Source organism: Micromonospora sp. NPDC085948, from assembly GCF_040686315.1.
Classification (GTDB): Bacteria; Actinomycetota; Actinomycetes; order Mycobacteriales; family Micromonosporaceae; genus Micromonospora.
In genome coordinates, this window is the sequence record NZ_JBFBJW010000004.1 from 301,781 (window position 1) to 326,581 (window position 24,801).

The following is a 24,801-nucleotide window of genomic DNA, read 5'->3' on the forward strand; positions in this document are numbered from 1 at the left end:
GCTGTCTCCAACGGCCTCGGGAATACTACGCTGTCCCAGGTGCTCGCCACGAGCGGTTACCGTTCGTGGCGGACGAAAGATTAGCACGGCAGTCCCGACCCTTCCGAACGGGTCGGGAGCAGGTGGCCGAGCGGCGTGTGAGCTGCGCGCGCGCCGGCCGGATACCATCATGTCCTCGGGACCCGAGGAGGAGCCGGTGAGCGTGCTGCAACGCTTCGAGAAGCGTCTGGAAGGCCTGGTCGAAGGGGCCTTCGCCAAGGTCTTCAAAGGGGTGGTCCACCCCGTGGAGATCCTCAACGCCATGCAGCGGGAGGCCGAGGCGCACAAGGCGATCCTGGCCGGTGGGCGCACGTTGGTGCCCAACCGCTACGTGATCGATCTCTCGCCGTTCGACCACAGTCGGCTGGCGCCGTACGCCGCTGCGCTGGCCCAGGAGTTGGCCCAGTCGCAGGCGGAGTTCATCGGCGAGCAGGCCTGGACTGTCTACGGCGACGTGATCGTCGAGATCGAGCGAGGCGAGGGCCTGGACACGGGCATGTTCCGTGTCACAGCCGAGGTCTACACCGGTGGCGAGGTCGCCCCGGTGTCGGCGCCCGGCTACGACGCCGGCCCGCCCGCCTACCCGGCGTACGACCAGGGTGGTGGCTACGGCCCTCCGCCCGGGCACGGTGGCGGTCGCAACGTGCGGCTGGTCTCCGGTGACGGTCGCACCTACCCCCTCCAGATGGGGTCGACGGTGATCGGTCGCGGCGATCAGGCCAACCTGCGTCTGCCCGACGTCGGCATCTCCCGGCGACACGCCCGGTTGGATTTCGACGGGGGCCAGGTCGTGCTGACCGATCTGGGGTCGACCAACGGCACCATGGTCAACGGGCAGCGGGTCTCCGCTGTCGCACTGAACCCTGGTGACATGGTCCAGCTCGGGACGACGACGCTGACCTTCCGCGTGGACGGCTGACCCGCCTTGCCGGAACTGGTCATCACCGTTGCCCGGTTCGGGTTCCTGATCCTGCTGTGGATCTTCGTGTTCACCGTGGTGGGCGTGATCCGAAGGGATCTCTTCGCGGGCGCCCGCTCCGGTCGTCTGGTGGCCGCGCCACGCGCGGTTGGCGCCTCGACCGGTCAGGCGGCGAAGCCGGCGAAGGTGAAACGGGGCAGGGCGGCGCACCAGCTGGTAGTGACAGCCGGTCAGCTGGCCGGCACCAAGATCACTCTCGGTGACGCGCAGATCACCATTGGGCGAGCTGAGGACTCCACCCTGGTCATCACCGACGACTACGCCTCCGCGCGACACGCCCGGCTCATGGCGCGTGACGGGCAGTGGTTCGTCGAGGACCTCGGCTCGACTAACGGCACGTACCTCGATCGCGCTAAGGTCACCGGACCAACCCCCGTCCCCCTCGGCGTGCCGATCCGGATCGGCCGCACTTCCCTCGAATTACGGCCATGACTCTGACCCTGCGCTATGCGGCCCACAGCGACCGCGGTCTGATCCGAGACGGCAATCAAGACTCCGTCTACGCCGGGCCGCGGCTACTCGCCGTTGCCGACGGCATGGGCGGCATGGCCGCCGGTGACGTCGCCAGCAACATCGTCATCGGTGCCATGGCGCCGCTCGACGAGGACGTCCCCGGGGACGCTCTCGTCGACGCGTTGCGTTCGGCCGTCGGCACCGCCAACCAACAACTCCGCGACACGGTGGACGCCAACCCGCAGTTGGAGGGGATGGGCACCACACTGACGGCGACCCTCTTCACCGGCAGCAAGCTGGGGATGGTCCACATCGGTGACTCGCGGGCCTACCTGCTGCGCAACGGTGAGTTCGCGCAGATCACCAAGGACGACACGTACGTCCAGATGCTCGTCGACGAGGGTCGGATCAGCGCCGAGGAGGCGAGCAGCCACCCGCAGCGATCGCTGCTCACCCGGGCCCTCGACGGCCGGGACATCGACCCGGAATACTCGGTGCGCCAGGTGCTGCCCGGCGACCGTTACCTGATCTGCAGCGACGGCCTGTCGGGTGTGGTCAGCGCCGAGACCATCGGCGAGACCCTGCGGGAGTACACCGACCCGCAGAAGTGCGTCGAGCGGCTGGTGCAGCTCGCGCTGCGCGGCGGCGGACCGGACAACATCACCGTGATCATCGCCGATGCCACGGATCAGGACATCGTCGAGGCGAGCCCGATCGTCGGCGGTGCCGCCGCCCGGGACCGGGGTATGGCGACCTCGGCGGACGACTCCACTCCGGCCGCCCGAGCCTCGGCTCTCGCCGCGCCGCGTCCGGCCGTCCCGGAGGAGCCGGCGGCCTCGGACGACGAACCGGACCGGCCGAAGCGCCGCCCGGTGCGGACCGCCGCCATGGCGGTCGCCCTGCTGGTGATCATCGGCGGCGCGGCGTTCGGGGGCTGGACGTACACCCAGCGGCAGTACTACGTGGGAGCCACCGAGGAGGGCCAGGTCGCCGTCTTCCGTGGCGTCCAGGGTCAGATCGCCGGGATGGACCTCTCCACCGTGCACCGCCGCAGCGGCACCCGGTTGGACGACCTCACGGTCGCGGCGCAGGACACCGTCAAGGTCGGCATCCGGGCCAAGAGCGAGCCGGACGCCGAACGCCAGCTCGCCGAGCTGACCAGCGACACCCCGAGCAATCCCAACCTGAAGCCGCTCTGCGCGCTCGATCCGACCGCCGCGGCGAGCGGTACGCCGACACCGGCCGATCCGTCGCCGAGCCCGAACGGCAGTCCGAGCACCATCGCGTCGCCAACCTCCAACGGAGTTGCCAGCGCGAGCCCGACCGTCGGTGCCACCGCCGCTGTCGGTGCGACCGGTTCGTCCACCACGCCCGACAACACGCCCTCCGACTCGGCCACGCCGGCGCTCGACCCGGCCACCTGCCGGTCTCCTGAGTGAGCGTCGGCTGAGATCCCAAGGACTCCACCTGTGACCGTAGCGGCCACACCGGCACCCTCGCCCGCCACCGCGGGCGAGCAGTCCGGCGTACGCCTGGCGCGGTCGCGCCGCAACGCCGAGCTGTCCCTGCTGCTGCTCGCCATGGCGTTGGTGGCCGCGTACGGGGCGACCGTCGAGGCGAACCTGCTGGACACCGTCACCCCGGACTTCTGGATACCCGCGGCCGTGCTCGGCGCGGTCTTCCTCGGTCTGCATCTGGTCATCCGATTCCTCGCCCCGTTCGCCGACCCGGCGCTGTTGCCGGCGGTGGCCCTGCTCAACGGGCTCGGGGTGGGCTTCCTCCGCCGGATCGACCTGGGCGACGCCCCGGTGGCCGAGCGGGAGAGCCTGGCCGTCTTCGCGGGGCAGGGCGGGCGCCAGTTGGCCTGGACGCTCGGTGCGGTGATCCTCGCCGCCGGCCTGCTCGCCATCATGCGCGACCACCGGTCGATCTCGCGATACGCGTACACCCTGGGGTTGGCCGGCATCGTGCTGGTGATGCTCCCGGCGGTACTGCCGGCGAGCATCTCGGAGAGAAACGGCGCGAAGCTGTGGATCGATCTCGGCGCCTTCTCCATCCAGCCGGGTGAGTTCGCCAAGCTGGCGCTGCTTGTCTTCTTCGCCTACTACCTGGTCCGCAAGCGTGAGGTGCTCTCGCTGGCGAGCCGACGCTTCCTCGGCATCGACTTCCCGCGCGGGCGCGACCTCGGCCCGGTGGTCGGCGTCTGGCTGGTCAGCCTCCTGGTGCTCGTGTTCGAGAAGGACCTGGGCACCTCGCTGCTGTACTTCGGCATGTTCGTGGTGACGCTCTACATCGCCACCGAACGGGTCAGCTGGCTGCTGATCGGTCTCGTCCTCTTCTTCGGCGGGGCCTACCTCGCCTACGTCCTCGGCTCGACGGTCGGCGGCCCGTTCGCCAACTTCTACGTCCGGGCGGAGATCTGGCTCGACCCGTTCGCCGACCCGACCGACAAGGGCTACCAGCTTGTCCAGGGCCTGCTCGCCCTGGGCACGGGCGGGCTCTTCGGCGCCGGGCCGGGCGGCGGCCAGCCGGACATTCTGCCCGAGGTGCAGAACGACTTCATCTTCGCCGGCATGGGCGAGGAGCTCGGCCTCTTCGGCCTCTCCGCCCTGCTCGTCGTCTACCTGTTGATCGTGGAGCGTGGGCTGCGGGCTGCGCTCGCGGTCCGGGACTCGTTCGGCAAGCTCCTCGCCGGCGGTCTCGCGTTCACTCTCGGCCTCCAGGTCTTCGTGATCGTCGGCGGGATCAGCAAGCTCATCCCGCTGACCGGTCAGACCACCCCGTTCCTGTCCGCCGGTGGCTCGTCGTTGATGGCCAACTGGTTGCTCATCGCGGTGCTGCTGCGGGTCTCCGACGGCGCCCGCCGGCCGGTCGGCGGGAGCGTCAGCAAGGCCGCCCGACCCACCGGTGGTGCCCCGGAGCAGCTGCACGGTGCTCCCACGGAGGTGATCAAGCCGTGAACGCACCACTGCGCCGCGTCGGCGTCGTCGTCATGGTCCTGTTCGGTCTGCTCTTCGCCAACCTCAACTGGGTGCAGTTCCAGAAGGCCGACGAGTACCGCACCAGCGACTACAACGGTCGGGTCCAGGTCGCCGACTACAAGCGCAAGCGCGGCAACATTGAGGCCGGCGGCACGGCGGTGGCGACCAGCAAGGAGACCACGGGCAAGCTGAAGTTCCAGCGCACCTACCCGGGCGGCGCGGAGTACGCCCACGTGCTCGGCTACAAGCCGGTCAGCCTGGCCGACACGGGCATCGAGCGGGTGGAGAACGACTTCCTGGCCGGCACCAGCGACCAGCTGATCGGCGACCGGATCAAGGACATGTTCACCGGCGACGAGAGCGGTGGCGGCAACGTGCTGCTCAGCCTCTCCAAGAAGGCCCAGGACGCGGCGTACAACCAGCTGCGGAACAACCAGGTGGGGGCGAAGCGGGGCGCGGCCATCGCCATCGACCCGCGTACCGGGGCGGTGCAGGCGCTTGTCTCCATGCCCAGCTTCGACCCGAACCCGCTGGCCAGCCACACCGACAAGGAGGCGGCCGCGGCGTTCAACAAGCTGGATCAGGACCCGGCGGGTCCGTTGAAGAACCGGGCGCTCTCCGAGACGCTGCCGCCGGGCTCCACGTTCAAGATCGTGGTCGCCGCGGCGGCGCTGGAGAACGGCGTCACCAAGACCACCCAGATCCCGGCCGGCCCCAGTTGGACTCCGCCCACCTCCGGCACCCCGATCCGCAACGCCGATCCGTCGATCTGCCCGCAGCCGAAGGTCACCCTGCTGACCGCGGTCACCGACTCGTGCAACACCGGCTTCGCCCAGCTCGGCGTACGGCTCGGCGCCGACACGATCAAGGAGAAGGCCCGCCAGTTCGGTTTCGAGCAGGAGGACCTCACCGTCGGTCACCTCGGCGAGGACGGTCTGCCCACGGCGGCCAGCCGGACCGGAGACATCCAGAACCCGGACGGCACCCCCGACCAGGCCGCACTGGCCCAGTCCTCGATCGGCCAGAACAACGTCCGGATGACTCCGCTCGAAGGCGCCATGATCGTCAGCGCGATCGCCAACAACGGCAGCCAGATGCGGCCGTACCTGGTGCAGCAGCTGCTCGCCCCGGACCGGACCACCAGTTACCACACCGCGAAGCCGCGTGAGCTGCGTCAGCCCATCGAACCGCAGGTCGCCGCCGACCTGCGCGAGATGATGGTCAGCGTCGTCCAGAACGGCACCGGACGGAGGGCCGCGATCCCCGGCTACACGGTCGGTGGCAAGACCGGCACCGCCCAGTCCGCGCCGGACCGGCCCGACCACGGCTGGTTCATCGGCTTCGCGTTGGACAAGAACGGCACTCCGGTCTCCGCGGTCTGCGTGATGCTCGAGCAGGCCGGTTCCGGTGGCAGCGGCGAGGCAGCCCGGATCGCCGGCCAGATCATGAAGGCCGCCATCGCCGACCCCGGGGGCCGCTGACATGCTCAGCCCCGGCGTCCAGCTCGGCAACCGCTACCGTCTCGACGAGCGGATCGCCAGCGGCGGCATGGGCGACGTCTGGCGCGGCACCGACCAGGTGCTCGGCCGGACGGTCGCGGTCAAGAGCCTGCTTCCCGCCCTGCTCGACGACCCGGACTTCGCCGAGCGGTTCCGTGGTGAGGCCCGCACCATGGCCACGATCAACCACCCGGGCGTGGTGGACGTCTACGACTTCGGCAACGACCAGCAGATCGCGTTCCTGGTCATGGAGTACGTCGAGGGCGACGCCCTGTCGTCCACGCTGAGCCGGGTCGGCCGGCTCACCCCGGCCCGGACGATGGCCCTCGTCGCGCAGGCCGCGGACGCGTTGCACGCGGCGCACGAGAAGGGCATCGTGCATCGCGACGTGAAGCCGGGCAACCTGCTCGTCCGGCCGAACGGCACGCTTGTGCTCACCGACTTCGGCATCGCCCGCTCCGACCTGGTCGGCCAGCTCACCGCCGCTGGTTCGGTGCTCGGCACCGCCTCGTACATCTCACCCGAGCAGGCCACCGGAGGCGTGGCCACCCCGGCCTCGGATGTGTACGCGCTCGGCGTGGTCGCCTACCAGTGTCTCGCCGGGCGGCGTCCGTTCGAGGGTGACAACCCGCTCGACATCGCGATGCGGCACGTGCGGGAGACGCCCCGACCGCTGCCCGCCGACATCCCCCCGCAGGTCCGCTCGGTGGTGGAACGGGCGCTGGCCAAGGACCCGGCCGCCCGCTGGCCGAGCGCCGCCGCTCTCGCCGGGGTGGCCCGTCAGCTCAAGGCCGCGCTCTCCCAGCAGGCCCGGGCCGGCGCCAACTCCGGGCCGGTCTCCGCGGCGCCCGCCTCGCCGGCCGCGCCCGGCCGAGCCCAGGTGCCGCAGGCGCACCAGATGCGTCCGCCGACCGCCCGCCCGCCGGTGGCCGGGCCGAGGCCGACAGCGATCGCGCCCGTCCAACAGCCGCGCCCCACCGCCGTCGCGCCGTCCGTCCCGTCCGCCCGGCCGCCGGCCGCACCGAACGGGTACCCGCGCGGTGCCGCGTCGGTGCCGTCGGCACCGCCCCGGCAGCAGCAACCGGCGGCGTACGCCCGGCAGGCCGTACCGTCGGCGCCGTCCCCCGAGCCCCGGCGGTCCCGGCCTGGCCTGGTGCTCCTCGCCATCTTCCTGGCCGTGCTGGTCCTGCTCTGCTCCGGCGTGATTTCCTACTACCTGAACAAGCAGTCGCAGGCCGCCGAACCCGTCGGGACGAGTGGGCGCACCGCGACGTCCGGCGCGCTGCGACTCGACGGACGCGACGATCCGACCCAGACGTCGTACCGTCGGGAGATACGACTCCAGCCGAGCGACGGCGGGACGACGACGAGCGAAGGACGACAGACGCGATGACAGCGCAGGCCCGCCTGCTCGGTGGCAGGTATCAGGTCGGCGAGCTGCTCGGCTACGGCGGCATGGCCGAGGTGCACCGCGGTCGCGATCTCCGGCTTGGTCGGGACGTCGCGATCAAGATGCTCCGGACCGACCTCGCCCGGGACGCGACGTTCCAGATGCGGTTCCGCCGGGAGGCGCAGAACGCCGCCTCACTCAACCACCCGGCGATCGTGGCGGTCTACGACACCGGCGAGGAGACCGCGCCGACCGGCGAGACACTGCCGTTCATCGTGATGGAGTTCGTCAACGGGCGGACCCTGAAGGAGGTCCTCGGAGCCGAGGGTCGGCTGCAGCCGCGCCGGGCGCTGGAGATCTGCGCCGACATGTGTGCCGCGCTGGAGTTCAGCCACCGGCACGGGATCATCCACCGGGACATCAAGCCCGGCAACGTGATGCTCACCCAGACCGGCCAGGTCAAGGTGATGGACTTCGGCATCGCCCGCGCGTTGGCCAGCGGCGCGACCACCATGACGCAGACCAGCGCGGTGATCGGCACGGCGCAGTACCTGTCCCCGGAGCAGGCGCGGGGAGAGGCCGTCGACGCCCGCTCCGATGTGTACGCGGCCGGCTGCGTGCTCTTCGAGCTGGTGTGTGGGCACCCGCCGTTCGTCGGGGACAGCCCGGTCAGCGTTGCCTACCAGCACGTACGGGAGACGCCGCCGACGCCGAGCGACATCAACCCGGACGTCACCCCGGCGGTCGACGCGATCGTGCTGAAGGCGTTGTCGAAGAATCCGCTCAACCGCTACCAGAGCGCCGGCGAGATGCGTGCCGACCTGCTCCGCGCCGCCGCCGGCCGGCCCGTGTTGGCCACCCCGGTGCTGCGCGAGGCGGAGACGGTGGCGATGGCCCCGGCCGGCGGCCGGGGCGGTTACCCCGCTCCCGCCGGTGGGCCGCAGACCGGGCAGATGGCCCGGGTGGGCGATCCGCGCCAGCGCAAGGCGTCCTCCTGGTTGATCGCGACGTTCAGCGCGGTCGGCGTGCTGGCGGTGATCGCCCTGGTCGTCGCCCTCCTCTGGAACCAGCAGCAGGAGAAGGCCAACAAGGCGGTACCGAACGTCACCGGCAAGACCCAGGCGGTCGCGGTCACCGAGATCCAGAAGGCCAACCTGCAGCCGAAGCTGGGTGACCCGGTCCAGGACAACGACTGCACGAAGGGCACGGTCGCCAAGCAGGATCCGGCGCCGGGTACTCGGCGGGCGCAGTCCAGCACGGTGACCATCCAGCTCTGCGACGGCAAGCCCGACGTGAAGATCCCCCCCAACCTGGCCAACTCCCAGTTCGAGCTGGTCAAGTCCCAGCTTGAGGCCCAGGGGTTGAAGGTCCAGGAAAAGCCGGTGGACAATCCGGCGACGAAGGGCACCGTAATCAAGTTGACTCCGTCGTCGGGGACCACCGTCGAGCAGGACAGCACGGTGGTCGTCGAGGTCTCCAAGGGCAACGTCAGCAAGGTGCCAAACGTGCTCAACTCGACGCGGGAAGAGGCCACCGCGGAGCTTCGCGAGGCGGGTTACAACGTCGAGGTCCGCGACGGTGACGAGGTGCCGGCGGACCGGGCCGGTCGGGTCGAGAAGCAGAGTCCGAGCGCGGGCACCACACTGGCCAAGGACCGGACCGTGACCATCGAGGTCGGCGTACCGGAGAAGGTCGTCGAACCGCCGCCCTCCGGCACACCGACCAGCACGCCGTCGGCCACGCCGACCACGCCCGGCACCGGGGGCGGCGTCGGTCTGCCGTTCCCGCCCCCGCCGAGCCGGCTCCCCGAGGACTAGGGCGTGTCGAAGCCCCTGGCTGGCCGGTGGCCGCTCCAGGCGGCGGTGTGAGTGACGCCGAGGTGGCCGGCGGCGGGTCGGTGGTGCGTCGACGTCCTCGACGCCGCAGACGTCTGGTGATCCTCGGGGTCGCCGTGCTGCTGCTCGCCAGTCTTCCGTGGCTGTGGACGACGCTCGCCGCTCGCGGCCACGTGTACGCCGAGGCCGACGCGCCGGCCGCCGACGTGGTGATCGTCCTCGGTACCGCCGTGGCGACCGATCGGCAGCGGCCCGGTGAACGGCTCGCCGGCCGCCTGGAGACCGCCGCCGAGTTGGTGACCAGCGGGCGGGCCGAGGTCGTGCTCGTCTCGGGCGACGGGGGCGGCACGTCGGGTGACGAGCCCGCGGTGATGACGGCGTATCTCACCGGGCTCGGTGTCGACGCCCGTCGTGTGGTGGCCGACCCGTTCGGCCTGGACACGTACGACAGTTGCGCCCGAGCGCGCGAGGTGTACGGCGTCCAGCGGGCTCTGATCGTGACCCAGTCCTACCATCTGTCCCGGGCGGTGACGCTGTGCCGGCATCTCGGCCTCGACGTCGACGGGGTCACCGCACGATGTGACGACTGCGGCCCGTTCCTGCTGGCCGAGAAGTCGGTCCGGGACTACTTCGCCAGCGGCAAAGCGGCGTGGGACGCGGTCCGTGGTCGCCCGCCCGCGGTCCGCTCGCCCGCGGATCCGGCGGTGCGGGACGCGCTGCGCGGCTGATCCGGCCTACGTGCCGTCCACCGGCCCGCTGATCGGGCGGCGCGGCCTCAGGTGGTGACGAAGGCCGACCGGCGGCGGGCGTCGACCTCGGCGGCCAGTGCGGGCGCACGCTCCAACGCCTCCTGGTGACCGCAGCCGGCCAGCCAGTTGGCCAGCATCAGGTGACCGCCCTGGGTGAGCACCGACTCCGGGTGGAACTGGACGCCCTCGATGGGAAGGGTCCGGTGCCGCATCGCCATCACCACGCCGGAGCCGGTCCAGCCGGTGACCTCCAGCTCGTCCGGGAGCGTGTCGGGCAGCACGGCGAGCGAGTGGTACCGGGTGGCGGTGAACGGGTCGGGCAGGCCGGCGAGTACGCCCACCGACTCGTGCCGTACCTCGGAGGTCTTGCCGTGCAACAGTTCGGGCGCTCGCGTCACGGTCGCCCCGAACGCCTCACCGATCGCCTGGTGACCGAGGCAGACACCGAAGATCGGCAGCTCGCCCGCGTACTGCCGGATGACGTCCAGGCAGATGCCGGCCCGGTCCGGGCTGCCCGGCCCCGGGGAGAGCAGGATGCCGGCCGCGCCCACCCTGCCCACCGCGTCGACGTCGATCTCGTCGTTGCGGCGGACCTCGCAGGTCACGCCGAGCTGACCCAGATACTGCACGAGGTTGAAGACGAACGAGTCGTAGTTGTCGATCACCAGGATGCGCATTGTCACCTGCTTGGGGAGGGTGGCGCGGGGTTGTTCTGATCGGTGTCGTACGGAAGTTCGTGCTCGTCGCCGGCCGGGGCGTCGCCGGTCGCCGGGCCGCCGCCGCCCGATTCCGCGGGGGACTCGACCTGCACGTCGTCGAAGGGCAGCAGGGGCTCGGCCCAGGGGAAGGCGACATACCAGAGCAGGGCCACCGTGGCGGCCACCAGCAGCACCGAGCCGATCAGCTTTCCGGCCAGGCCGAAGGGAAGCTTCCGCCAGATGAACGAATACATCGGGTCAGCCTCCCAGCTCCGCCGGGCGGCCCGCCGTCTTGGGTTGGGTGCGTTCCAGTTCGGCGTGGATGATCAGGCGTTGGTAGTTGTCGAACTTCGGGTTGCACGTGGTCAGGGTGAGCATCCGCTTGGTCGGCTTCTTGTTCGGCTCGCCGGGCACCGGTGCCACCACCTCGACCTGGGTGGGCCGGACGATCTGTGACCGCGACACCAGGTAGACGTACCAGTCGGTCTTGCTCTCGACCACGATCGCGTCGCCCTCGTCGAGCTCGTCCAGCCGCCAGAAGGTCGCCCGGTTGCGGTGGCCGGCGACGGAGAAGTTGCCCACCTGGCCGGGCAGGGCGCTAGCCGGGTAGTGGCCCGGGGCGTAGCGGATGTCCTGCTGGGTGACGCCTTCGACCACGACCCAGTTCTTGTCGAGCTTGGGGATGTAGAGGCCGGCGAGCGGCTTGCCGCGTACCGGGGGCGTCGGTTTGACGCTCGGGCCGGCCGACGGAGCGACAGTCGGGTCGTCGGACGGGCCCCACTCCTGGGCCAGGGCCTTGTTGAGGTCGTTCTGGTGGGCGTCGACGATTGCCGACTTGCCCCACACCTCGTAGCCGGCGAAGAGCAGCACCACCAGGCCGAAGGTGATCAGGACTTCGCCGGTGACGCGGACACCGGTGCGGATTCGGGAGCCGAGCGACGGGCGGGTGAGCTCGGAGTAGACGCTCTTGTAGCCCTCGCCGGTCTGGTGGGGCCGGAGTTGGACCACGCGCTCGCCGCGCCGGGGCCGGGGCGGCTCGCCGGGGTTGTCGCCGCCGTCGGTCGGCTCCTGGGGGCCCGCCGTGCGGGGGACGGCACCCATCAGCGCGGTCGAGTCCAGGGTTGGTGGCCGGGTGGCGGTGGTGCCGGGCACGGCGGGAATCAACGCGGTGGCGGCCGGGTCGGCGACGCGATCCGGCCCGGTGGGCGGGACACGGCCCGGGCCGGCGGAAGAGGAGGCATCCGGGCCAGGGCCGGGCGCGGACGGAGCGACCGGGGAGCCGGTCGGGCGCGTGGGTCGGGCGGCGATCTGGGGGATGAACGCGGTCGGTGAGTCGGCCACCGGTGGGGTGGACGGGCCGGACGGGGCCTGCTGACCCGGTGTGCCGGAGGTCGTCGCCCGGGTCGGGGCGTCGTCCGGGGCAGCGGGCCGGATCGGGCCCGGATTGGCCACGGCCGGCTGGCCGGGCGCGGTCGGACCCTCGGACCCTCCGTGCGAGCCGGATCGGGGGGCGGGGCTGCCTGGCCACGGCGGGGGTGCGTCGACAGCCCGGGGGGCGGGGGTCGGGTCGGCCGGGCGGGGGGGCTCCGGCGGGGCCGGCGGACGCGACGTGCCGGGTCGGGCGGGCAGCATCGGCTCGGGCCAGTTGCCGGCCGGGGTCGGGCGGACCGGCGCCGGCTCGGGCCGGTCGACCTTGGGCAGGAAGGCGGTCGGATCGTCGGTCTGGTTCCGGTGTCGCCCGTCCCGACGCTCGTCCGGCGCGCTCACTTAGGCACCGTGGCCGAGCGTAGGGAGGTCGAATCTTCGAATGCCGGGACTCGCACCGTGGAAGCCGTTTCGTTGTAGCCGAGCTGGTAGTCGTCGACCGCGTCCTTGAACCACTGGACTCCCTCAGAGCTGGCGAGGGCCTGCTGGAGGGCAGCGGGATCGCCGATCGCTACGATCTTGAACGGTGGGGAGTACACCCGGCCGTGGAGCAGCAGGGTGTTACCGACGCAGCGTACCGCGCTGGTTGCGAGGACGCGGACGTTCATGATTGACATGGCCTCCGCTCCGCCGGCCCAGAGCGCGTTGACCACGGCCTGCACATCCGCCTGGTGCACCACCAGGTCGTCGTTGTCGGCGTCCGACTGGGTCTGGTCGAGCTGCGGCGCGTCGTTCAGCTCGACCGTGACCCCGGGTCCGCCGAGGGCGGTGAATCCGGCGGCCTGGAGGCTGCCCTGGGCGCGATCCTGCTGATCCTTGATCGGGGCGTCCGACCCGGCCAGCATGTTGGTGCGTTGCTGGACCTCGTCGCGCAGCGTGGCGGCCCGGCGTTCGCTCGCCGCCACCTGCTCGCGCCGGTCCTCGATGAACTGGTTGAGCTGGGGCCGTCGGTCCTCACGCAGCGCGGTGCCACCGGCGGTGGTCGCGGTGGTGGTGAAGAGCAGCCCCGCCGCGGCGGCGATCAGGGGCACCCCGATCGACCAGCCCGGTCGGCGTTGACGCGGTCGCCGGGGCAGTAGCCCGGCGGCGGCCCGTCGGAGGACCTTCTGCCAGGAGGTTGCGCCGGATGTGTACTCCACCGAGCGTTCCTTCCGCGTGTCGGGGATCGGTCCGCCCCGGCCGGGCCGGTGATGCGAACAGTCCCGCCTTTTTCGGTCACTCCGTGCACCGGCCTGACCCCATTCATGGTCCGGACGGGCAATCGGGACTACGCTAGCTGTCGAACATTATTGGCCATGGACCGTCGCCCCCGCGCCCGGTTGTCAGGCCGGACGAGGTCGTCACCCCTCTGGAGAGCGTCGTGCCCAAGTCTCAGGTCCGCAAGAAGAAGGTGTACACCCCGCCGACGGACGTTCGTCCGGCGACGGCGGCGTCGACGCGCAAGCCTAGCCCGGTGTGGTTGCCGGCCACCGCCGTCGCCCTGATCGTCGTCGGCATCGGCTGGCTGGTGCTCTATTACCTGTCCGAGCAGGAGTACCCGGTCGCCGCGTGGGGTTATTGGAACCTCGCGGTCGGCTTCGGCGCGATGGTCGCCTCGCTGGGGCTGCTCTCCCGCTGGCGCTGAGCCGGCTCGGGGGCCGTCGTGTCGGCGGTCCCACGTCAACCCACCGCGCCCCTGTCCGGCAGGCGCGGGTGGGGACCCCTATGGTGTCCGCAGGCAGCGTGGCCTACTGCGAGATGACTCACGTTACCGCTGGGTAACCTTCGCGTAGGCTGCACTGCATGACCGAGCTAAGCGAGGTCATCAGGCAGCAGACCGGGGAGGCCAACTCGATGGGCAGCGTCCAGATCGTCACCACGATCCTCGCGGCCGCCATCACCGCCGTGGCGGTGTGGCTTGCGGTGCGTGCGGTCCTGAAGATGGTGGCAGTCATCCGGCTCGGGCAGCCGGCACCGGAACGGTTCACCGACAAGGTCACCCGCGCCAGGACCATGCTGGTCGAGACGGCCGGCCACACCCGGATGCTCAAGTGGGGCGTGGTGGGTGCCGCGCACTGGTTCGTGATGGTCGGCTTCGTCGTCCTGTCGCTGCTGGTGCTCGAGGCGTACTTCGAGGTGGTCACCACCGACGGTGGCCTGCCGATCATCGGGCACTGGACGATCTTCGGCCTGGTCACCGAGGTCATCGGGGTGCTGGGCCTGGTCGGCATCCTGGTGCTGATGGCGATTCGGCTGCGCAACAGGCCGACGCGGCCGGGCGGGCGGTCCCGGTTCACCGGCTCGACCATGTGGCAGGGCTACTTCGTCGAGTGGATCGTGCTGCTGGTCCTGATCTTCGGGTTCGTGATCCGGGGCTTCAAGGTCGCCACCGACCACTTCGAGTTCCCGTTCTGGGCCACCCCGGTCAGTCACGCGGTCGGCGCGGTGCTTCCCGACTGGGCGGACGGCGTCAGCGTCGCCGCCGCCATCAAGATCATCATTTCGATGACCTGGCTGATCGTCATCTCGCTGAACGTCACCATGGGTGTCGCCTGGCACCGCTTCCTGGCGTTCCCCAACATCTTCTTCAAGCGTGAGCCGGCCCGGCCGGCCGGCTCCGGCCTCGGCGCGCTGCGCCCGATGACGAGCCAGGGCAAGCCGCTCGACTTCGAGGAGGCCGACCCGGAGAAGGACCAGTTCGGCGTCGCCCAGGTCGAGCAGTTCAGCTGGAAGGGTCTGCTGGACTTCAGCACCTGCACCGAGTGCGGCCGCTGCCAGTCGCAGTGCCCGGCCTGGAACACCGGCAAGCCCCTGTCGCCCAAGCTGCTCATCCTGAGCCTGCGCGACCACGCGTACGCCAAGGCGCCCTACCTGCTGGCCGGCGGCGGCAAGGACCTGACCGGCGAGGAGAAGGCCACCCAGGCGCAGCTCGCGCACCTGGACGTGCTGGCCCTGGCCGAGGCGGACAAGCCGTTGATCGGCACCGCCGAGGAGGGCGGTGTCATCGACCCGGACGTGCTCTGGTCCTGCACCACCTGCGGCGCCTGCGTGGAGCAGTGCCCGGTGGACATCGAGCACGTGGACCACATCGTCGACATGCGCCGCTACCAGGTGCTGATCGAGTCGAGTTTCCCCTCCGAGGCCGGCGTGATGCTGCGCAACCTGGAGAACAAGGGCAACCCGTGGGGCGCCCCGCAGAACACCCGCGAGGACTGGACGAAGGGTCTCGACTTCGAGGTGCCCCGGGTCGGCGAGGTGGACGACTTCGAGTACCTGTTCTGGGTCGGCTGCGCCGGCGCGTTCGAGGACCGGGCCAAGAAGACCACCCGCGCGGTGGCCACGCTGCTCAACGAGGCCGGGGTGTCGTTCGCGATCCTGGGCGAGGGCGAGACCTGCTCCGGCGACCCGGCGCGGCGGATCGGCAACGAGTTCGTCTTCCAGATGCTCGCCCAGCAGAACGTGGAGACGCTGAACGAGGCGTTCGAGGGTCGGGAGAAGGCCAAGCGAAAGATCGTCGCGACCTGCCCGCACTGCTTCAACACCCTGGGCAACGAGTACGGCCAGCTCGGCGGCGAGTTCGAGGTGGTCCACCACACCCAGTTGCTGGCCCACCTGGTCGCCACCGGCAAGCTCACCCCGGTGCAGCCGGTCGACGGTGGGGTCACCTACCACGACCCCTGCTACCTGGGCCGGCACAACCGGGTCTTCGCGGCCCCCCGGGAGGTCCTCGGCGACGCCATCGCGGGCGAGTTGACCGAGATGCCACGCAACAGCGAGCGTTCCTTCTGCTGCGGCGCTGGCGGCGCCCGGATGTGGATGGAAGAGAAGATCGGCAAGCGGATCAACGTGGACCGGGTCGAGGAGGCCATGGCCACCGGGGCGAAGACGGTCGCGGTCGGTTGCCCGTTCTGCTCGACGATGCTCAGCGACGGCGTCAACGGCAAGGGCGCTGGCGAGCAGGTCGAGGTGATCGACGTGGCGAGTGTGCTGCTCCGTTCGGTCAAGCCGGAGCAGCCGCAGGGCGGCAGGGAGACGGCGCCGGTCGGCGGCTGAGGCCGTACCCCCCCCCGCGGTGCGCAGATCGACGGCGGCGGCCCTCAGGGTCCGCCGCCGTCGTGCAAGAATCTCGCCGAGGTGAGGCGACATCGACGGCCTGCTCTTGATGACGCTGTTGCCCCTGGTCGGCTTCGTTACGCTGACCGCGGGCAACGCGTTCTTCGTCGCGGCCGAGTTCGCCCTGGTCACGGTCGACCGCGCGGAGATCGACAGGCGGGCCGCCGCCGGCGACCAGGCCGCCCTGACGGTACGCACCGCGCTGCGCGAACTCTCCTTCCAGCTCTCCGGCGCACAGCTCGGCATCACCATCACCGCGCTGCTCACCGGCTACCTGGCCGAGCCGGCCCTGGCGCGGCTCTTCACCCCGCTGTTGCGCCCCCTGGCCGGGGAGAGCACCGAGCGCTACACCCCGTTCCTGGCGTTGGCACTGGCCACGTTGCTCTCCATGCTCTTCGGTGAGCTGGTGCCGAAGAACGCGGCGCTGGCCCGGCCCATGCCGGCGGCGCTGGCCACGGCCGGGCCGATGCACACCTTCTCCCGGACGTTCGGCTGGCTGATCCGGGGCTTGAACGGCTCTGCGAACCGACTGGTCCGGGCGCTCGGTGTGGAACCGCAGGAGGAGTTGGCCAGCGCCCGCTCGCCGGAGGAACTGGGTCTGCTGGCGGCCATCTCGGCTCGGGCCGGCGCGCTGCCGACCGACACCGCGATGCTGCTGCGCCGCACCATCCGCTTCGGTGACAAGCGGGCCGCCGAGGCGATGACCCCCCGGGTGGACGTGGTCGCGCTGCGTGCCACGGCCACCGTGGCCGAGCTGCTCGAACAGTCCCGGCAGACCGGGCGGACCCGGTTCCCCGTGTACGAGGAGACCCTGGACCTGGTGACCGGTGTGGCCGGGGTGCCCGACGCGCTGGGCGTACCGCTTGCCGACCGGGCGTCGACCATGGTCGGCTCGGTGGCCCGGGAGCCGGTCTACGTGCCGGAGAGCCTCAACCTGGACGGCGTGCTGGCCGCGTTGAAGGCGGCCGGGGCCGACCTGGCCATCGTGGTCGACGAGTACGGCGGCACGGACGGCGTGGTGACGATCGAGGACCTCGTCGAGGAGTTGGTCGGGGAGATCGCCGACGAGTTCGACCCGGCGAGTGTGGACGACGCCGAGCCGGTCGAGTTGAGAGTGCCCGGCGGCGAGCGCACCGTGCTCGTGGACGGGGTGCTCCGCTCCGACGAGGTGGCCGAGCAGACCGGCTTCCGGCTGCCCGAGGGGCCGTACGAGACGCTGGCCGGGTTCCTGATGGCCCAGCTCGGGCACATCCCGCTGGCCGGCGAGACGGTCGAGGCGAGCGGCTGGGAGTTCACCGTGGTCGAGGTGGAGCGGCACCGGATCGAGCAGGTCCGGGTGCTGCGCCCGGCGGAACCGGACGACGATGACTGAGCTGCTGGTGACCGTCCTGCTGCTGCTCGGCAACGGTTTCTTCGTGGGCAGTGAGTTCGCGCTCATCGCGTCCCGCCGGACGGTGATCGAGCCGCTGGCCGCCGGGTCGAAACGCGCCCGGTGGGCGTTGTCGGCGATGAACCAGATCCCGTTGATGATCGCCGGCGCGCAGCTCGGCATCACGGTCTGCTCGCTGGGACTGGGCGCGATCGCCGAGCCGGCGTTGGCGCACCTGCTGGAGCCACCGTTCCACGCGGCCGGCCTGCCGGAGCGGGCGGTGCACCCGGTGGCCTTCGTGCTGGCCCTGGGTGTGGTGGTCTTCCTGCACACGGTCGTCGGTGAGATGGTGCCGAAGAACATCACGCTGGCCGGTCCGGAGGTCTCCGCGCTGTGGCTCGGCCCGGCGATGCTGGCGTTCTGCGTGGCCACGAAGCCGCTGCTGCTGGCGATGAAGTGGGCGGCCCGCCGGGTGCTCGCGATCTGGCGGATCGAGGCGTCCGAGGCGGTGAAGACGGTGTTCACCGCCGAGGAGTTGGCCGGGCTCGTCTCGCAGGCCCGCACCGAGGGGTTGCTCGACGCGGAGCAGCACGCCCGGATCACCGGCGCGCTGGCCCTGCACAGCCGTACGGCGGCGGACGCCCTGCAGCCGTGGTCGACGGTGGTGACGGTCGCCGAGGACGTCTCGCCGGCGTCGTTGGAGGTGTTGGCGACCCGGACCGGCCGGTCCCGGTTCCCGGTGGTGCAGCGGTCGACCCGGCGGGTGCTCGGCTTCGTGCACGTCAAGGACGTGCTCGGATACGCGGGGCAGGGTCGCCGGTCGCCGGTGCCGGCCCAGGTCTACCGGCCGCTGGCGGTGGTGCCGCCGGAGCGTACGCTGGCGGACCTGCTGCTGGCGATGCGCCGCGAACGGCGGCACATGGTGCTGGTCAGCGACGGCCGGCGCCCGCTCGGTGTCGTCACTCTCGACGATGTATTGACGGCAATCGTTGGCTGACGCGCCAATACCCTTGGTGTGCAAGCGGTTGCACGACAGTGACGGTTACTCCACTCGCCTTGATTACCGCCTCGCGCTTCCCTAATGTGGGGCACCGACCGCTGTGGGTCGTCTGCCTCGGCCCTTCCCTCACGCGAGGCGCCCGGCGGTCGGTTGCAAAGGAGTCGGTGCCGGTGGCAACCATGCCCCCTCATCGTCACGACCTGTCCGCGTCTGCTCGGCCGGGTGGTCTGCGCCGGGCCGGTCGTCGTCTGCTCGTCCTGGTCGCCGCCGCGGTGGTCGGCGCGGGCCTGCTTGCCGCCCCGGTGCACGCCGCGCCCACGGTCGACGAGATTGAGGCGCAGATCGACAAGAAGTGGGAGCAGTTGGAGCCCACTATCGAGCAGTACAACAAGGTCAGGGCGCAGCTGAAGGTCAATCGGCAGAAGTCGGCGGACCTGCAGAAGAAGATCGAGCCGCTGGCGTTGCAGAGCGAGTTGGCGCTCAACCGGGTCGGCGATCTCGCCTCCCGCTACTACATCTCGGGCCCGTCGCACGACATTGGCGCACTACTTGTCAGCGCCAAGCCGGACACGCTCACCGAGCAGCTCACCATCCTCGACCGGCTGGCCGCGCAGGAGCGCAAGGAGGTCGAGGGCGTCCTCGCCGTGCGGGCCAAGTACGACGGCGAGAAGCAGAAGCTGGACACCCTGATCGCCACGCAGACCAAGCAGCAGAACGAGCTGGCGGCCAAGAAGAAGCAGATCGACGCCGAGATCAAGCAGCTTGAGGCGTCGATGCCGAAGACCACGGTCAAGACCGCCGGCTGCCCGACCATCAACGGTGTGCTCGCCGTGGCCGCCCAGAAGGCGATCAAAACCGCCTGCCAGCAGGTCGGCGACCCGTACGTCTGGGGTGCCACCGGCCCGAACTCGTTCGACTGCTCGGGGCTGACCCAGTACGCCTACCGGTCGGCCGGGATCTCCCTCACCCACCACACCGGAGACCAGTGGAACGAGGGCAAGGCCGTGCCGCGATCCGAGGCTCGTCCTGGTGACCTGGTCTTCTTCTACTCGGGCCTGAGTCATGTCGGGCTGTATCTGGGTAACAACCAGATGGTGCACGCACCACGAGCCGGTAAACCGGTGCAGGTGTCCAGCATCAACACGATGCCCGTCGCCGGGTTCCGCAGACCTGGCTGATCCACCCCGTGCGACACGACGGCCCCCGGTCACCGACCGGGGGCCGTCGTCGTTGTCAGCGGGGTGCGCCCACCGGGGACGGCAGGAGCTGCACGTCGGCCAGGTCGACGTACATGATGCGGTGGCCGAACTGGATCTGCGCGTACCTGTTCTTGCCGCGGATCACCGTCCAGTCACCGGGCGAGGAGCCGTCGACAGTGCTGGCCCGGTAGTACTCGCCCGGCAGCACCGCGCCGACGGCGTACCGCTGCCCGGCGGCAAGGGTGTACTGCAGTGGCGAGATCGTCTGGTAGGGCACGCCGGCCGGGTAGGCCGCCTGTTCCGGGTAGGCCCGTCCGTACACCGGGATGGTGGTCCGGCCGGGCTTCGGAGTGGCCACCAGGCCGACCGTCCAGCTGGCGGTGGGCGCGGACGCCGGGTTGTGGAACCAGGCGCGTTGCCCGAGATACCAGATCGCCGTCCAGTCGCCCTGCCGGCCGGCCAGCGCGTACGTCTGGCCGGCGGAGGCGCGGGCGCCGTGATCCGACACCTCCATGGTGTTCGGGGTGCCGTCGGGGCGGAGCGCGACGTCGTTCACCAGTGGCGCGTCCGCGGCCGGCGCGGAGCGCAGCACCACCGCCGAGGAGCCGCGTGGCGCGCACGGCACGCCGGCGGTGACGCAGCCGACGAACGCCGGCTGGTTGGTGGCGAAGTCCGGGTCGATCCGGACCAGACCGGTGGCGGGGGTGCCGGTGTCCAACCGGGGCGCGTGCAGCAGCTCGAAGTAGTGGTTCCAGTCCCAGTACGGGCCGGTGTCCCAGTGCATTCCACGGACGTTCGCGGCGATGGTGCCGGGCACGTTGTCGTGGCCGATGATGTGCTGGCGGTCCAGCGGGACGCCCAGCCGCAGCGCGAGGTGTCGGACCAACTTCGCCGAGGTCCGGTACATCGCCTCGGTGTACCAGGTGCCCTGCGCCGCGAAGCCCTCGTGCTCCAGCCCGACCGCCTTGGCGTTGACGTACCAGTTGCCGGCGTGCCAGGCGACATCCTTGGTCTTGACGTGCTGGGCGATGTGCCCGTCCACCGAGCGCAGCGTGTAGTGCCAGCTCACGTAGGTCGGGTCTTGGACGAGTCGCAGGGTGGTGGCCCAGCTTCCCTCGGTGTCGTGGATGACGATGTACTCGATCTTCTGCCGGGCGGGCCGGTCGGACAGGTCGTGGTTGCCGTAGTCCCCGTCGCCGAACGCCGCGTAGGGCGCCGGGATCCACTCGCAGGAGATGGTCCGGGGGCATTCCAGCCCGTCCGGGCGGGCGAGCCGACGCAGACCCAGCCGGTCCAGCCACGATCGCTGCGGCCGGATCGTCCGGGCCGGCAGCGTGATCCGCTGGCCGTCGTCGGTCACCCGCGACTCGCCGCTGCCGATGGTGGTGAAGACCTCGTCGGCGAAGGCCGCCGCGGCGTCGGCGCTGTCCGCGCCGGCGTAGCGGGCCACCGCGCCGTACCAGCTGGCCGGGTCGGTGCCGGCACCGACCGGCGCGCCCAACTCCCGCTGGTACGAGGCCAGCAGCGCGGCCCCGCCCCGGATGTTGACGTCGGCGTCGGTGCGCAGCGCGTCGGGGGTCGCGCCGGTCAGCGCGGCGGCGGCATCCACGGTCTGCAAGGCGGCGGCGGGTGGCGCCGGGTCCTCGGCCGGCCGGGGCGCGGGTGCCAGCGCGGTGCGGGAGTTGTCGCCACGCGGGTCCTCGGTGCCGGTGTCGTGGTGGCCGCCCACGGGCAGGGCGGTCACGTGTCGGGCGTCGGTCAGGTGCATGGGGCCGTAGCCGCCACTGGTGCTGGGTGTGCCGGCGTTGCTGTCCCAGCGGGACTCCAGGTAGGAGACGCCGAGCAGCACGTCGGTCGGTACGCCGTACTCGGCCGCCGCGGCGGCGTACCGCTGCTGGCGGTCGGCCGTGGGTGCGGCGGCGGTTGCGGGTGGTGGGACCGCGGTCGCGGCGGCGACCACGGCGGCGGCGAGCAGCGCACGCCGGCCGAGGAGCAGGGTTGGATGGTGCATCGAACCCCCTAGATTTCACGGATGAAGGTGAGGTCACCCTCGCGCCGTCCGGGAGTCCGCGTCAATACCTTTCTATGTGTCGACTCGTTGGGAAAGAATTCTTCACCTACGGCCGGTGATCCTTTCCGATCGGTACGGAGTGTCACGGCCGCACGGGTTGCGGAGTGGTAACAAGCGTCTCTACTCTGGTCATTCGTCGGCCCGATAGCAGCTCCGTCCAGCCCGGGCGGTAACGGTCCGACACCGCCGAGTCGTTTCCGAACGAACCGGGGACCCATGTCCCCCGGGGTGAATCCGCAGTCACTGCGGTAGGGCGCCCACTTCCCGCCCGAACCCGTCAGCTAACCCGGTAGGCGGTCAGGAAGAAGGAGTACGGAACCCCGGTGGCACTCCATGCCCCGCGGCCGTCGTCCGAGCGGTCGGCAGCAGCCGGCCCGCCGTCGATCGCGCCGCGCCCACGCTGGTCCCGCTTCACCACCGCGCTCGCCGCCCTGGCCGGCGTCGCCGTCGTCCTGACCGGCAGCGCCACGGCGGCCCACGCCGACCCGTCCGTCGCCGAGATCGAACGCCAGATCGACGCCGACTGGAACAAACTCGAACCGGTCATCGAACAGCACAACGCCACCCGCATCGACCTCGCCAACAAGCGCAGGCAGGCCCAGGCGCTGGCCGCCCGGATCGCCCCGCTGGAGCGTCAGGTCGACGCCGCCATGGACAAGGTCAGTGCCCTGGCCGTACGCGCCTACAAGGGCGAGAACGTGCTGACCGTCAACGCGGTGCTGGGCAGCCAGTCACCCAGCGAGGTGGTCGGCCAGCTCGAAATGCTCGACCGCTTCGCGCACAACCAGCAGCAGGACGTCCGCGAGGTGGCCGACCTGCGCGACGAGCTGGCCAGGCAGAAGGCGCCACTCGACGAGATGGTGACCCAGCTGACCCGTACCGAGGCTCAGTTGGCGGCGAAGAAGAAGCAGATCAACGACGAGATCGACAAGCTGCAGAAGCTGCGCCTCAAGGTGTACGGCAGCGGTGGCGGCGGTCCGTTGCGCCCAGCTCCCTGCCCCGGCAGCTATCCCGGCGGCGCCGCGGGCACGGCGGTCAAGTTCGCCTGCGCGCAGATCGGCAAGCCCTACGTCTGGGGTGCCGAGGGCCCGAACTCGTACGACTGCTCCGGGCTGATGCTGGCCGCCTGGGCGAAGGCCGGTGTGTCCCTGCCGCACAACGCCGCCGCGCAGAGCCGCGTCACCAAGAACGTCAGCAAGGCCGACCTGCGCCCCGGCGACCTGGTCTTCTACTACAGCGACATCCACCACGTCGGCATGTACGTCGGTGGCGGCTGGGTGGTGCACGCCTCGCAGGCCGGTCAACCGGTCAAGATGAAGAAGGTCGACGACGGCCCGATCCACAGCTACGGCCGTCCAGGCTGATCAGGGGTACTGACCGAAGGGCCCGCCGCGACTCGTCGCGGCGGGCCCTTGTCGTTCACGGGGTCAGCGGGTGGGCCAGGTGCGCCAGTGCTGCCAGGCGCGGCTGGGCGTCGGCCCCCGCTGCCCCTGGTAGCGCGAGCCGTAGACCGCCGAGCCGTACGGGTGCTCGGCCGGCGAGGAGAGCCGGAAGATGCAGAGCTGCCCGATCTTCATGCCCGGCCAGAGAGTGATGGGCAGGTTCGCCACGTTCGAGAGTTCGAGCGTGACGTGACCGGAGAAGCCGGGGTCGATGAAGCCGGCGGTGGAGTGCGTCAGCAGCCCGAGCCGCCCCAGTGAACTCTTGCCCTCCAGCCGGCCGGCGAGCTGGTCGCCCAGCGAGATGACCTCAAGCGTCGAGGCGAGCACGAACTCCCCGGGGTGCAGCACGAACGGCTCCCCGTCGGGCACCTCGACCGCCGACGTCAGGTCGTCCTGCTGCATCGCCGGGTCAATGTGGGTGTAGAGGTGGTTGTTGAAGACCCGGAAAAGCCGGTCCAGCCGTACGTCGATGCTGGAAGGTTGGACCAGGGTGGGCTCGAACGGCTCCAGGCCCAGCGTGCCGGCCTTGATCTCGGAGACCAGGTCGCGGTCGGAGAGCAGCATCGGACCACCTTAGCCGCGGGCCTCAAAACCCCCGAATTCGGTGCCGGTGACCAGCGCGTCGAGGTCGCCGCTCGTACATTTGTTCGATAGAATGCCCACATGGCTTCCTGGTCCGAATTCGCCGCCGACGAGCCCCGACTCGCCGACGGGATCCGCGTTCTCCTCCAGCAGTACGGGCCGGGCTTCGGCTATCTGGCCACGGTCCGTGCCGACGGCGGGCCCCGGGTCCATCCGGTCTCCCCGGTCATCACCGACGAGGGTCTGTTCTGCTTCATCATCGACTCCCCGAAGCGCCGTGACCTCGAACGCGACGGCCGCTACGCGCTGCACTCGTTCCCGCCGGAGGAGAGCGACGACGAGGCGTACGTGGCGGGTCATGCCCGCCCGGTGACCGATCCGGCGCGAGTCGCCCGGTTGGCGCAGGGCGCCCGCGCCGAGCCGCAGGTCGACTGGCAGCTGTTCGAGTTCACCATCGACGTGGCGATGCTGACCCGCCGCGAGCAGCACATCACCGGCGTCCCAGGCCTCGCGCCGGGCCGGCCGGCCGTTCGGGTCTGGCTCGACCCGCAGGCGCCATCGGCGATGGCGCCCGCGCCGCTCAGCGTGCCGCAGACCCGCCCGACCCGCCGCAGCCGCGACGTCCAGTGCACGGCCGCCTAGACCACGGCCCAGCGACAGCGAATGCCGGCTCCGTGCTGACGGAGCCGGCATTCGGCTGTCCGCCCCGCGTCCGGCCGGCGGTCGCCCGGCATGACCAACTCGGTTTCGGTGATGTCGCGGTGTCCCGCCGCTCGGATACCCCGACTTCCAAGACACCGAGTGGATCAACCCGGGCCGAGCGGCGGGCGGGGTACCTGGGTGCACGGGCTCGACGACTCGGGTACAGTGGTGCCGCTTGCGGGTGTAGTTCAATGGCAGAACATCAGCTTCCCAAGCTGACAGTGCGGGTTCGATTCCCGTCACCCGCTCCACGCACGGAAGCCCTGGTCAGGACTCACGTCCTGCCGGGGCTTCCG

Annotated in this window: 21 protein-coding genes, 1 tRNA gene and 1 riboswitch; of the genes, 16 read left to right on the forward strand and 6 right to left on the reverse strand. The window is 70.8% G+C overall.

Features of this window, described 5'->3' with window-relative positions:
• Nucleotides 1-169: 169 nt before the first annotated feature.
• The 8 genes from AB0O48_RS13835 to AB0O48_RS13870 are packed head-to-tail and all read left to right on the forward strand — an operon-like array spanning nt 170 to nt 9,904.
• A complete protein-coding gene (locus tag AB0O48_RS13835; RefSeq protein WP_007454122.1) occupies nt 170-958 on the forward strand; it encodes a DUF3662 and FHA domain-containing protein in 789 nt (262 codons plus the stop codon).
• 6 nt (nt 959-964) lie between these two features.
• The gene (locus AB0O48_RS13840) at nt 965-1,450 is read left to right on the forward strand and encodes an FHA domain-containing protein (protein ID WP_357243192.1); all 486 of its coding nucleotides are present in this window, start codon (nt 965-967) and stop codon (nt 1,448-1,450) included.
• Nucleotides 1,447-2,910, forward strand: coding sequence for a PP2C family serine/threonine-protein phosphatase (locus AB0O48_RS13845; protein ID WP_357243195.1), 1,464 nt, complete (start codon nt 1,447-1,449; stop codon nt 2,908-2,910). The genes AB0O48_RS13840 and AB0O48_RS13845 overlap by 4 nt, the downstream gene beginning before the upstream one ends.
• A gap of 30 nt (nt 2,911-2,940) precedes the next feature.
• On the forward strand, nt 2,941-4,431 hold the full coding sequence (locus AB0O48_RS13850) for an FtsW/RodA/SpoVE family cell cycle protein (protein ID WP_357571635.1): 1,491 nt from the start codon (nt 2,941-2,943) through the stop codon (nt 4,429-4,431).
• Nucleotides 4,428-5,933: a penicillin-binding protein 2 gene (locus AB0O48_RS13855; protein ID WP_357243201.1), complete on the forward strand. Its 1,506-nt coding sequence runs from the start codon at nt 4,428-4,430 to the stop codon at nt 5,931-5,933. The genes AB0O48_RS13850 and AB0O48_RS13855 overlap by 4 nt, the downstream gene beginning before the upstream one ends.
• Nucleotide 5,934: 1 nt before the next feature.
• Nucleotides 5,935-7,344: a protein kinase gene (locus AB0O48_RS13860; RefSeq protein ID WP_357243204.1), complete on the forward strand. Its 1,410-nt coding sequence runs from the start codon at nt 5,935-5,937 to the stop codon at nt 7,342-7,344.
• Complete coding sequence (gene pknB / locus AB0O48_RS13865) at nt 7,341-9,158, forward strand: Stk1 family PASTA domain-containing Ser/Thr kinase (protein WP_365065544.1); 1,818 nt, start codon at nt 7,341-7,343, stop codon at nt 9,156-9,158. Before AB0O48_RS13860 ends, pknB begins: the two co-directional genes overlap by 4 nt.
• Before the next feature lie 47 nt (nt 9,159-9,205).
• On the forward strand, nt 9,206-9,904 hold the full coding sequence (locus AB0O48_RS13870) for an ElyC/SanA/YdcF family protein (RefSeq protein WP_365065547.1): 699 nt from the start codon (nt 9,206-9,208) through the stop codon (nt 9,902-9,904).
• Nucleotides 9,905-9,951: 47 nt separating this feature from the next.
• Here AB0O48_RS13870 and AB0O48_RS13875 read toward each other — a convergent pair whose 3' ends face one another.
• The 4 genes from AB0O48_RS13875 to AB0O48_RS13890 are packed head-to-tail and all read right to left on the reverse strand — an operon-like array spanning nt 9,952 to nt 13,187.
• Nucleotides 9,952-10,602, reverse strand: a complete 651-nt coding sequence (locus AB0O48_RS13875; RefSeq protein WP_357243213.1) for an aminodeoxychorismate/anthranilate synthase component II — start codon at nt 10,600-10,602, stop codon at nt 9,952-9,954.
• A gap of 2 nt (nt 10,603-10,604) precedes the next feature.
• Entirely contained in the window at nt 10,605-10,877 is a 273-nt protein-coding gene (locus AB0O48_RS13880) for a hypothetical protein (RefSeq protein ID WP_357243216.1), read from the reverse strand.
• Nucleotides 10,878-10,881: 4 nt separating this feature from the next.
• A complete protein-coding gene (locus tag AB0O48_RS13885; protein WP_357243219.1) occupies nt 10,882-12,390 on the reverse strand; it encodes a class E sortase in 1,509 nt (502 codons plus the stop codon).
• Nucleotides 12,387-13,187 (reverse strand): DUF881 domain-containing protein, encoded by an 801-nt coding sequence (locus tag AB0O48_RS13890; protein WP_357243222.1) that lies wholly within the window; start codon nt 13,185-13,187, stop codon nt 12,387-12,389. Before AB0O48_RS13890 ends, AB0O48_RS13885 begins: the two co-directional genes overlap by 4 nt.
• Nucleotides 13,188-13,408: 221 nt before the next feature.
• Between AB0O48_RS13890 and AB0O48_RS13895 the strand changes: the two genes are divergently transcribed.
• From AB0O48_RS13895 to AB0O48_RS13915, 5 genes are all read left to right on the forward strand, one after another.
• A complete protein-coding gene (locus tag AB0O48_RS13895) occupies nt 13,409-13,672 on the forward strand; it encodes a cell division protein CrgA (RefSeq protein ID WP_365065552.1) in 264 nt (87 codons plus the stop codon).
• A gap of 209 nt (nt 13,673-13,881) precedes the next feature.
• Entirely contained in the window at nt 13,882-16,080 is a 2,199-nt protein-coding gene (locus AB0O48_RS13900) for a (Fe-S)-binding protein (protein ID WP_365065902.1), read from the forward strand.
• A 109-nt stretch (nt 16,081-16,189) separates the two neighbouring features.
• Nucleotides 16,190-17,512, forward strand: coding sequence for a hemolysin family protein (locus tag AB0O48_RS13905; RefSeq protein ID WP_365065555.1), 1,323 nt, complete (start codon nt 16,190-16,192; stop codon nt 17,510-17,512).
• The gene (locus tag AB0O48_RS13910; protein WP_357243231.1) at nt 17,505-18,506 is read left to right on the forward strand and encodes a hemolysin family protein; all 1,002 of its coding nucleotides are present in this window, start codon (nt 17,505-17,507) and stop codon (nt 18,504-18,506) included. Before AB0O48_RS13905 ends, AB0O48_RS13910 begins: the two co-directional genes overlap by 8 nt.
• Nucleotides 18,507-18,673: 167 nt before the next feature.
• Entirely contained in the window at nt 18,674-19,687 is a 1,014-nt protein-coding gene (locus AB0O48_RS13915) for an NlpC/P60 family protein (protein ID WP_357243234.1), read from the forward strand.
• A 55-nt stretch (nt 19,688-19,742) separates the two neighbouring features.
• On the opposite strand, the gene AB0O48_RS13920 is transcribed toward AB0O48_RS13915, so the two are convergent.
• Nucleotides 19,743-21,719 carry an N-acetylmuramoyl-L-alanine amidase gene (locus tag AB0O48_RS13920; protein WP_357243237.1) on the reverse strand — a complete coding sequence of 659 codons (1,977 nt, stop codon included), beginning with the start codon at nt 21,717-21,719 and terminating at the stop codon, nt 19,743-19,745.
• A gap of 234 nt (nt 21,720-21,953) precedes the next feature.
• Nucleotides 21,954-22,089, forward strand: a riboswitch (cyclic di-AMP (ydaO/yuaA leader).
• A 13-nt stretch (nt 22,090-22,102) separates the two neighbouring features.
• On the opposite strand from AB0O48_RS13920, the gene AB0O48_RS13925 reads away from it, so the two are divergent.
• Entirely contained in the window at nt 22,103-23,143 is a 1,041-nt protein-coding gene (locus tag AB0O48_RS13925; RefSeq protein ID WP_365065560.1) for an NlpC/P60 family protein, read from the forward strand.
• Nucleotides 23,144-23,206: 63 nt separating this feature from the next.
• On the opposite strand, the gene dcd is transcribed toward AB0O48_RS13925, so the two are convergent.
• Nucleotides 23,207-23,785 (reverse strand): dCTP deaminase, encoded by a 579-nt coding sequence (gene dcd, locus AB0O48_RS13930; protein WP_285792496.1) that lies wholly within the window; start codon nt 23,783-23,785, stop codon nt 23,207-23,209.
• A gap of 99 nt (nt 23,786-23,884) precedes the next feature.
• Here dcd and AB0O48_RS13935 point away from each other — a divergent pair, with 99 nt between their 5' ends.
• Together AB0O48_RS13935 and AB0O48_RS13940 are read left to right on the forward strand one after the other, a co-directional pair.
• A complete protein-coding gene (locus AB0O48_RS13935; RefSeq protein WP_365065564.1) occupies nt 23,885-24,445 on the forward strand; it encodes a pyridoxamine 5'-phosphate oxidase family protein in 561 nt (186 codons plus the stop codon).
• A gap of 237 nt (nt 24,446-24,682) precedes the next feature.
• Nucleotides 24,683-24,756, forward strand: a tRNA-Gly gene (locus AB0O48_RS13940).
• Nucleotides 24,757-24,801: the final 45 nt, after the last annotated feature.

Bases quoted from the DNA above. Each gene is read 5' to 3' on its own strand.
- AB0O48_RS13835 (WP_007454122.1), top strand. From the start codon at position 170: ATGTCCTCGGGACCCGAGGAGGAGCCGGTGAGCGTGCTGCAACGCTTC.
- AB0O48_RS13845 (WP_357243195.1), top strand. From the start codon at position 1,447: ATGACTCTGACCCTGCGCTATGCGGCCCACAGCGACCGCGGTCTGATC.
- AB0O48_RS13860 (WP_357243204.1), top strand. From the start codon at position 5,935: ATGCTCAGCCCCGGCGTCCAGCTCGGCAACCGCTACCGTCTCGACGAG.
- pknB (WP_365065544.1), top strand. From the start codon at position 7,341: ATGACAGCGCAGGCCCGCCTGCTCGGTGGCAGGTATCAGGTCGGCGAG.
- AB0O48_RS13875 (WP_357243213.1), bottom strand. From the start codon at position 10,602: ATGCGCATCCTGGTGATCGACAACTACGACTCGTTCGTCTTCAACCTC.
- AB0O48_RS13880 (WP_357243216.1), bottom strand. From the start codon at position 10,877: ATGTATTCGTTCATCTGGCGGAAGCTTCCCTTCGGCCTGGCCGGAAAG.
- AB0O48_RS13900 (WP_365065902.1), top strand. From the start codon at position 13,882: ATGGGCAGCGTCCAGATCGTCACCACGATCCTCGCGGCCGCCATCACC.
- AB0O48_RS13905 (WP_365065555.1), top strand. From the start codon at position 16,190: ATGACGCTGTTGCCCCTGGTCGGCTTCGTTACGCTGACCGCGGGCAAC.
- AB0O48_RS13910 (WP_357243231.1), top strand. From the start codon at position 17,505: ATGACTGAGCTGCTGGTGACCGTCCTGCTGCTGCTCGGCAACGGTTTC.
- AB0O48_RS13920 (WP_357243237.1), bottom strand. From the start codon at position 21,719: ATGCACCATCCAACCCTGCTCCTCGGCCGGCGTGCGCTGCTCGCCGCC.
- dcd (WP_285792496.1), bottom strand. From the start codon at position 23,785: ATGCTGCTCTCCGACCGCGACCTGGTCTCCGAGATCAAGGCCGGCACG.
- AB0O48_RS13935 (WP_365065564.1), top strand. From the start codon at position 23,885: ATGGCTTCCTGGTCCGAATTCGCCGCCGACGAGCCCCGACTCGCCGAC.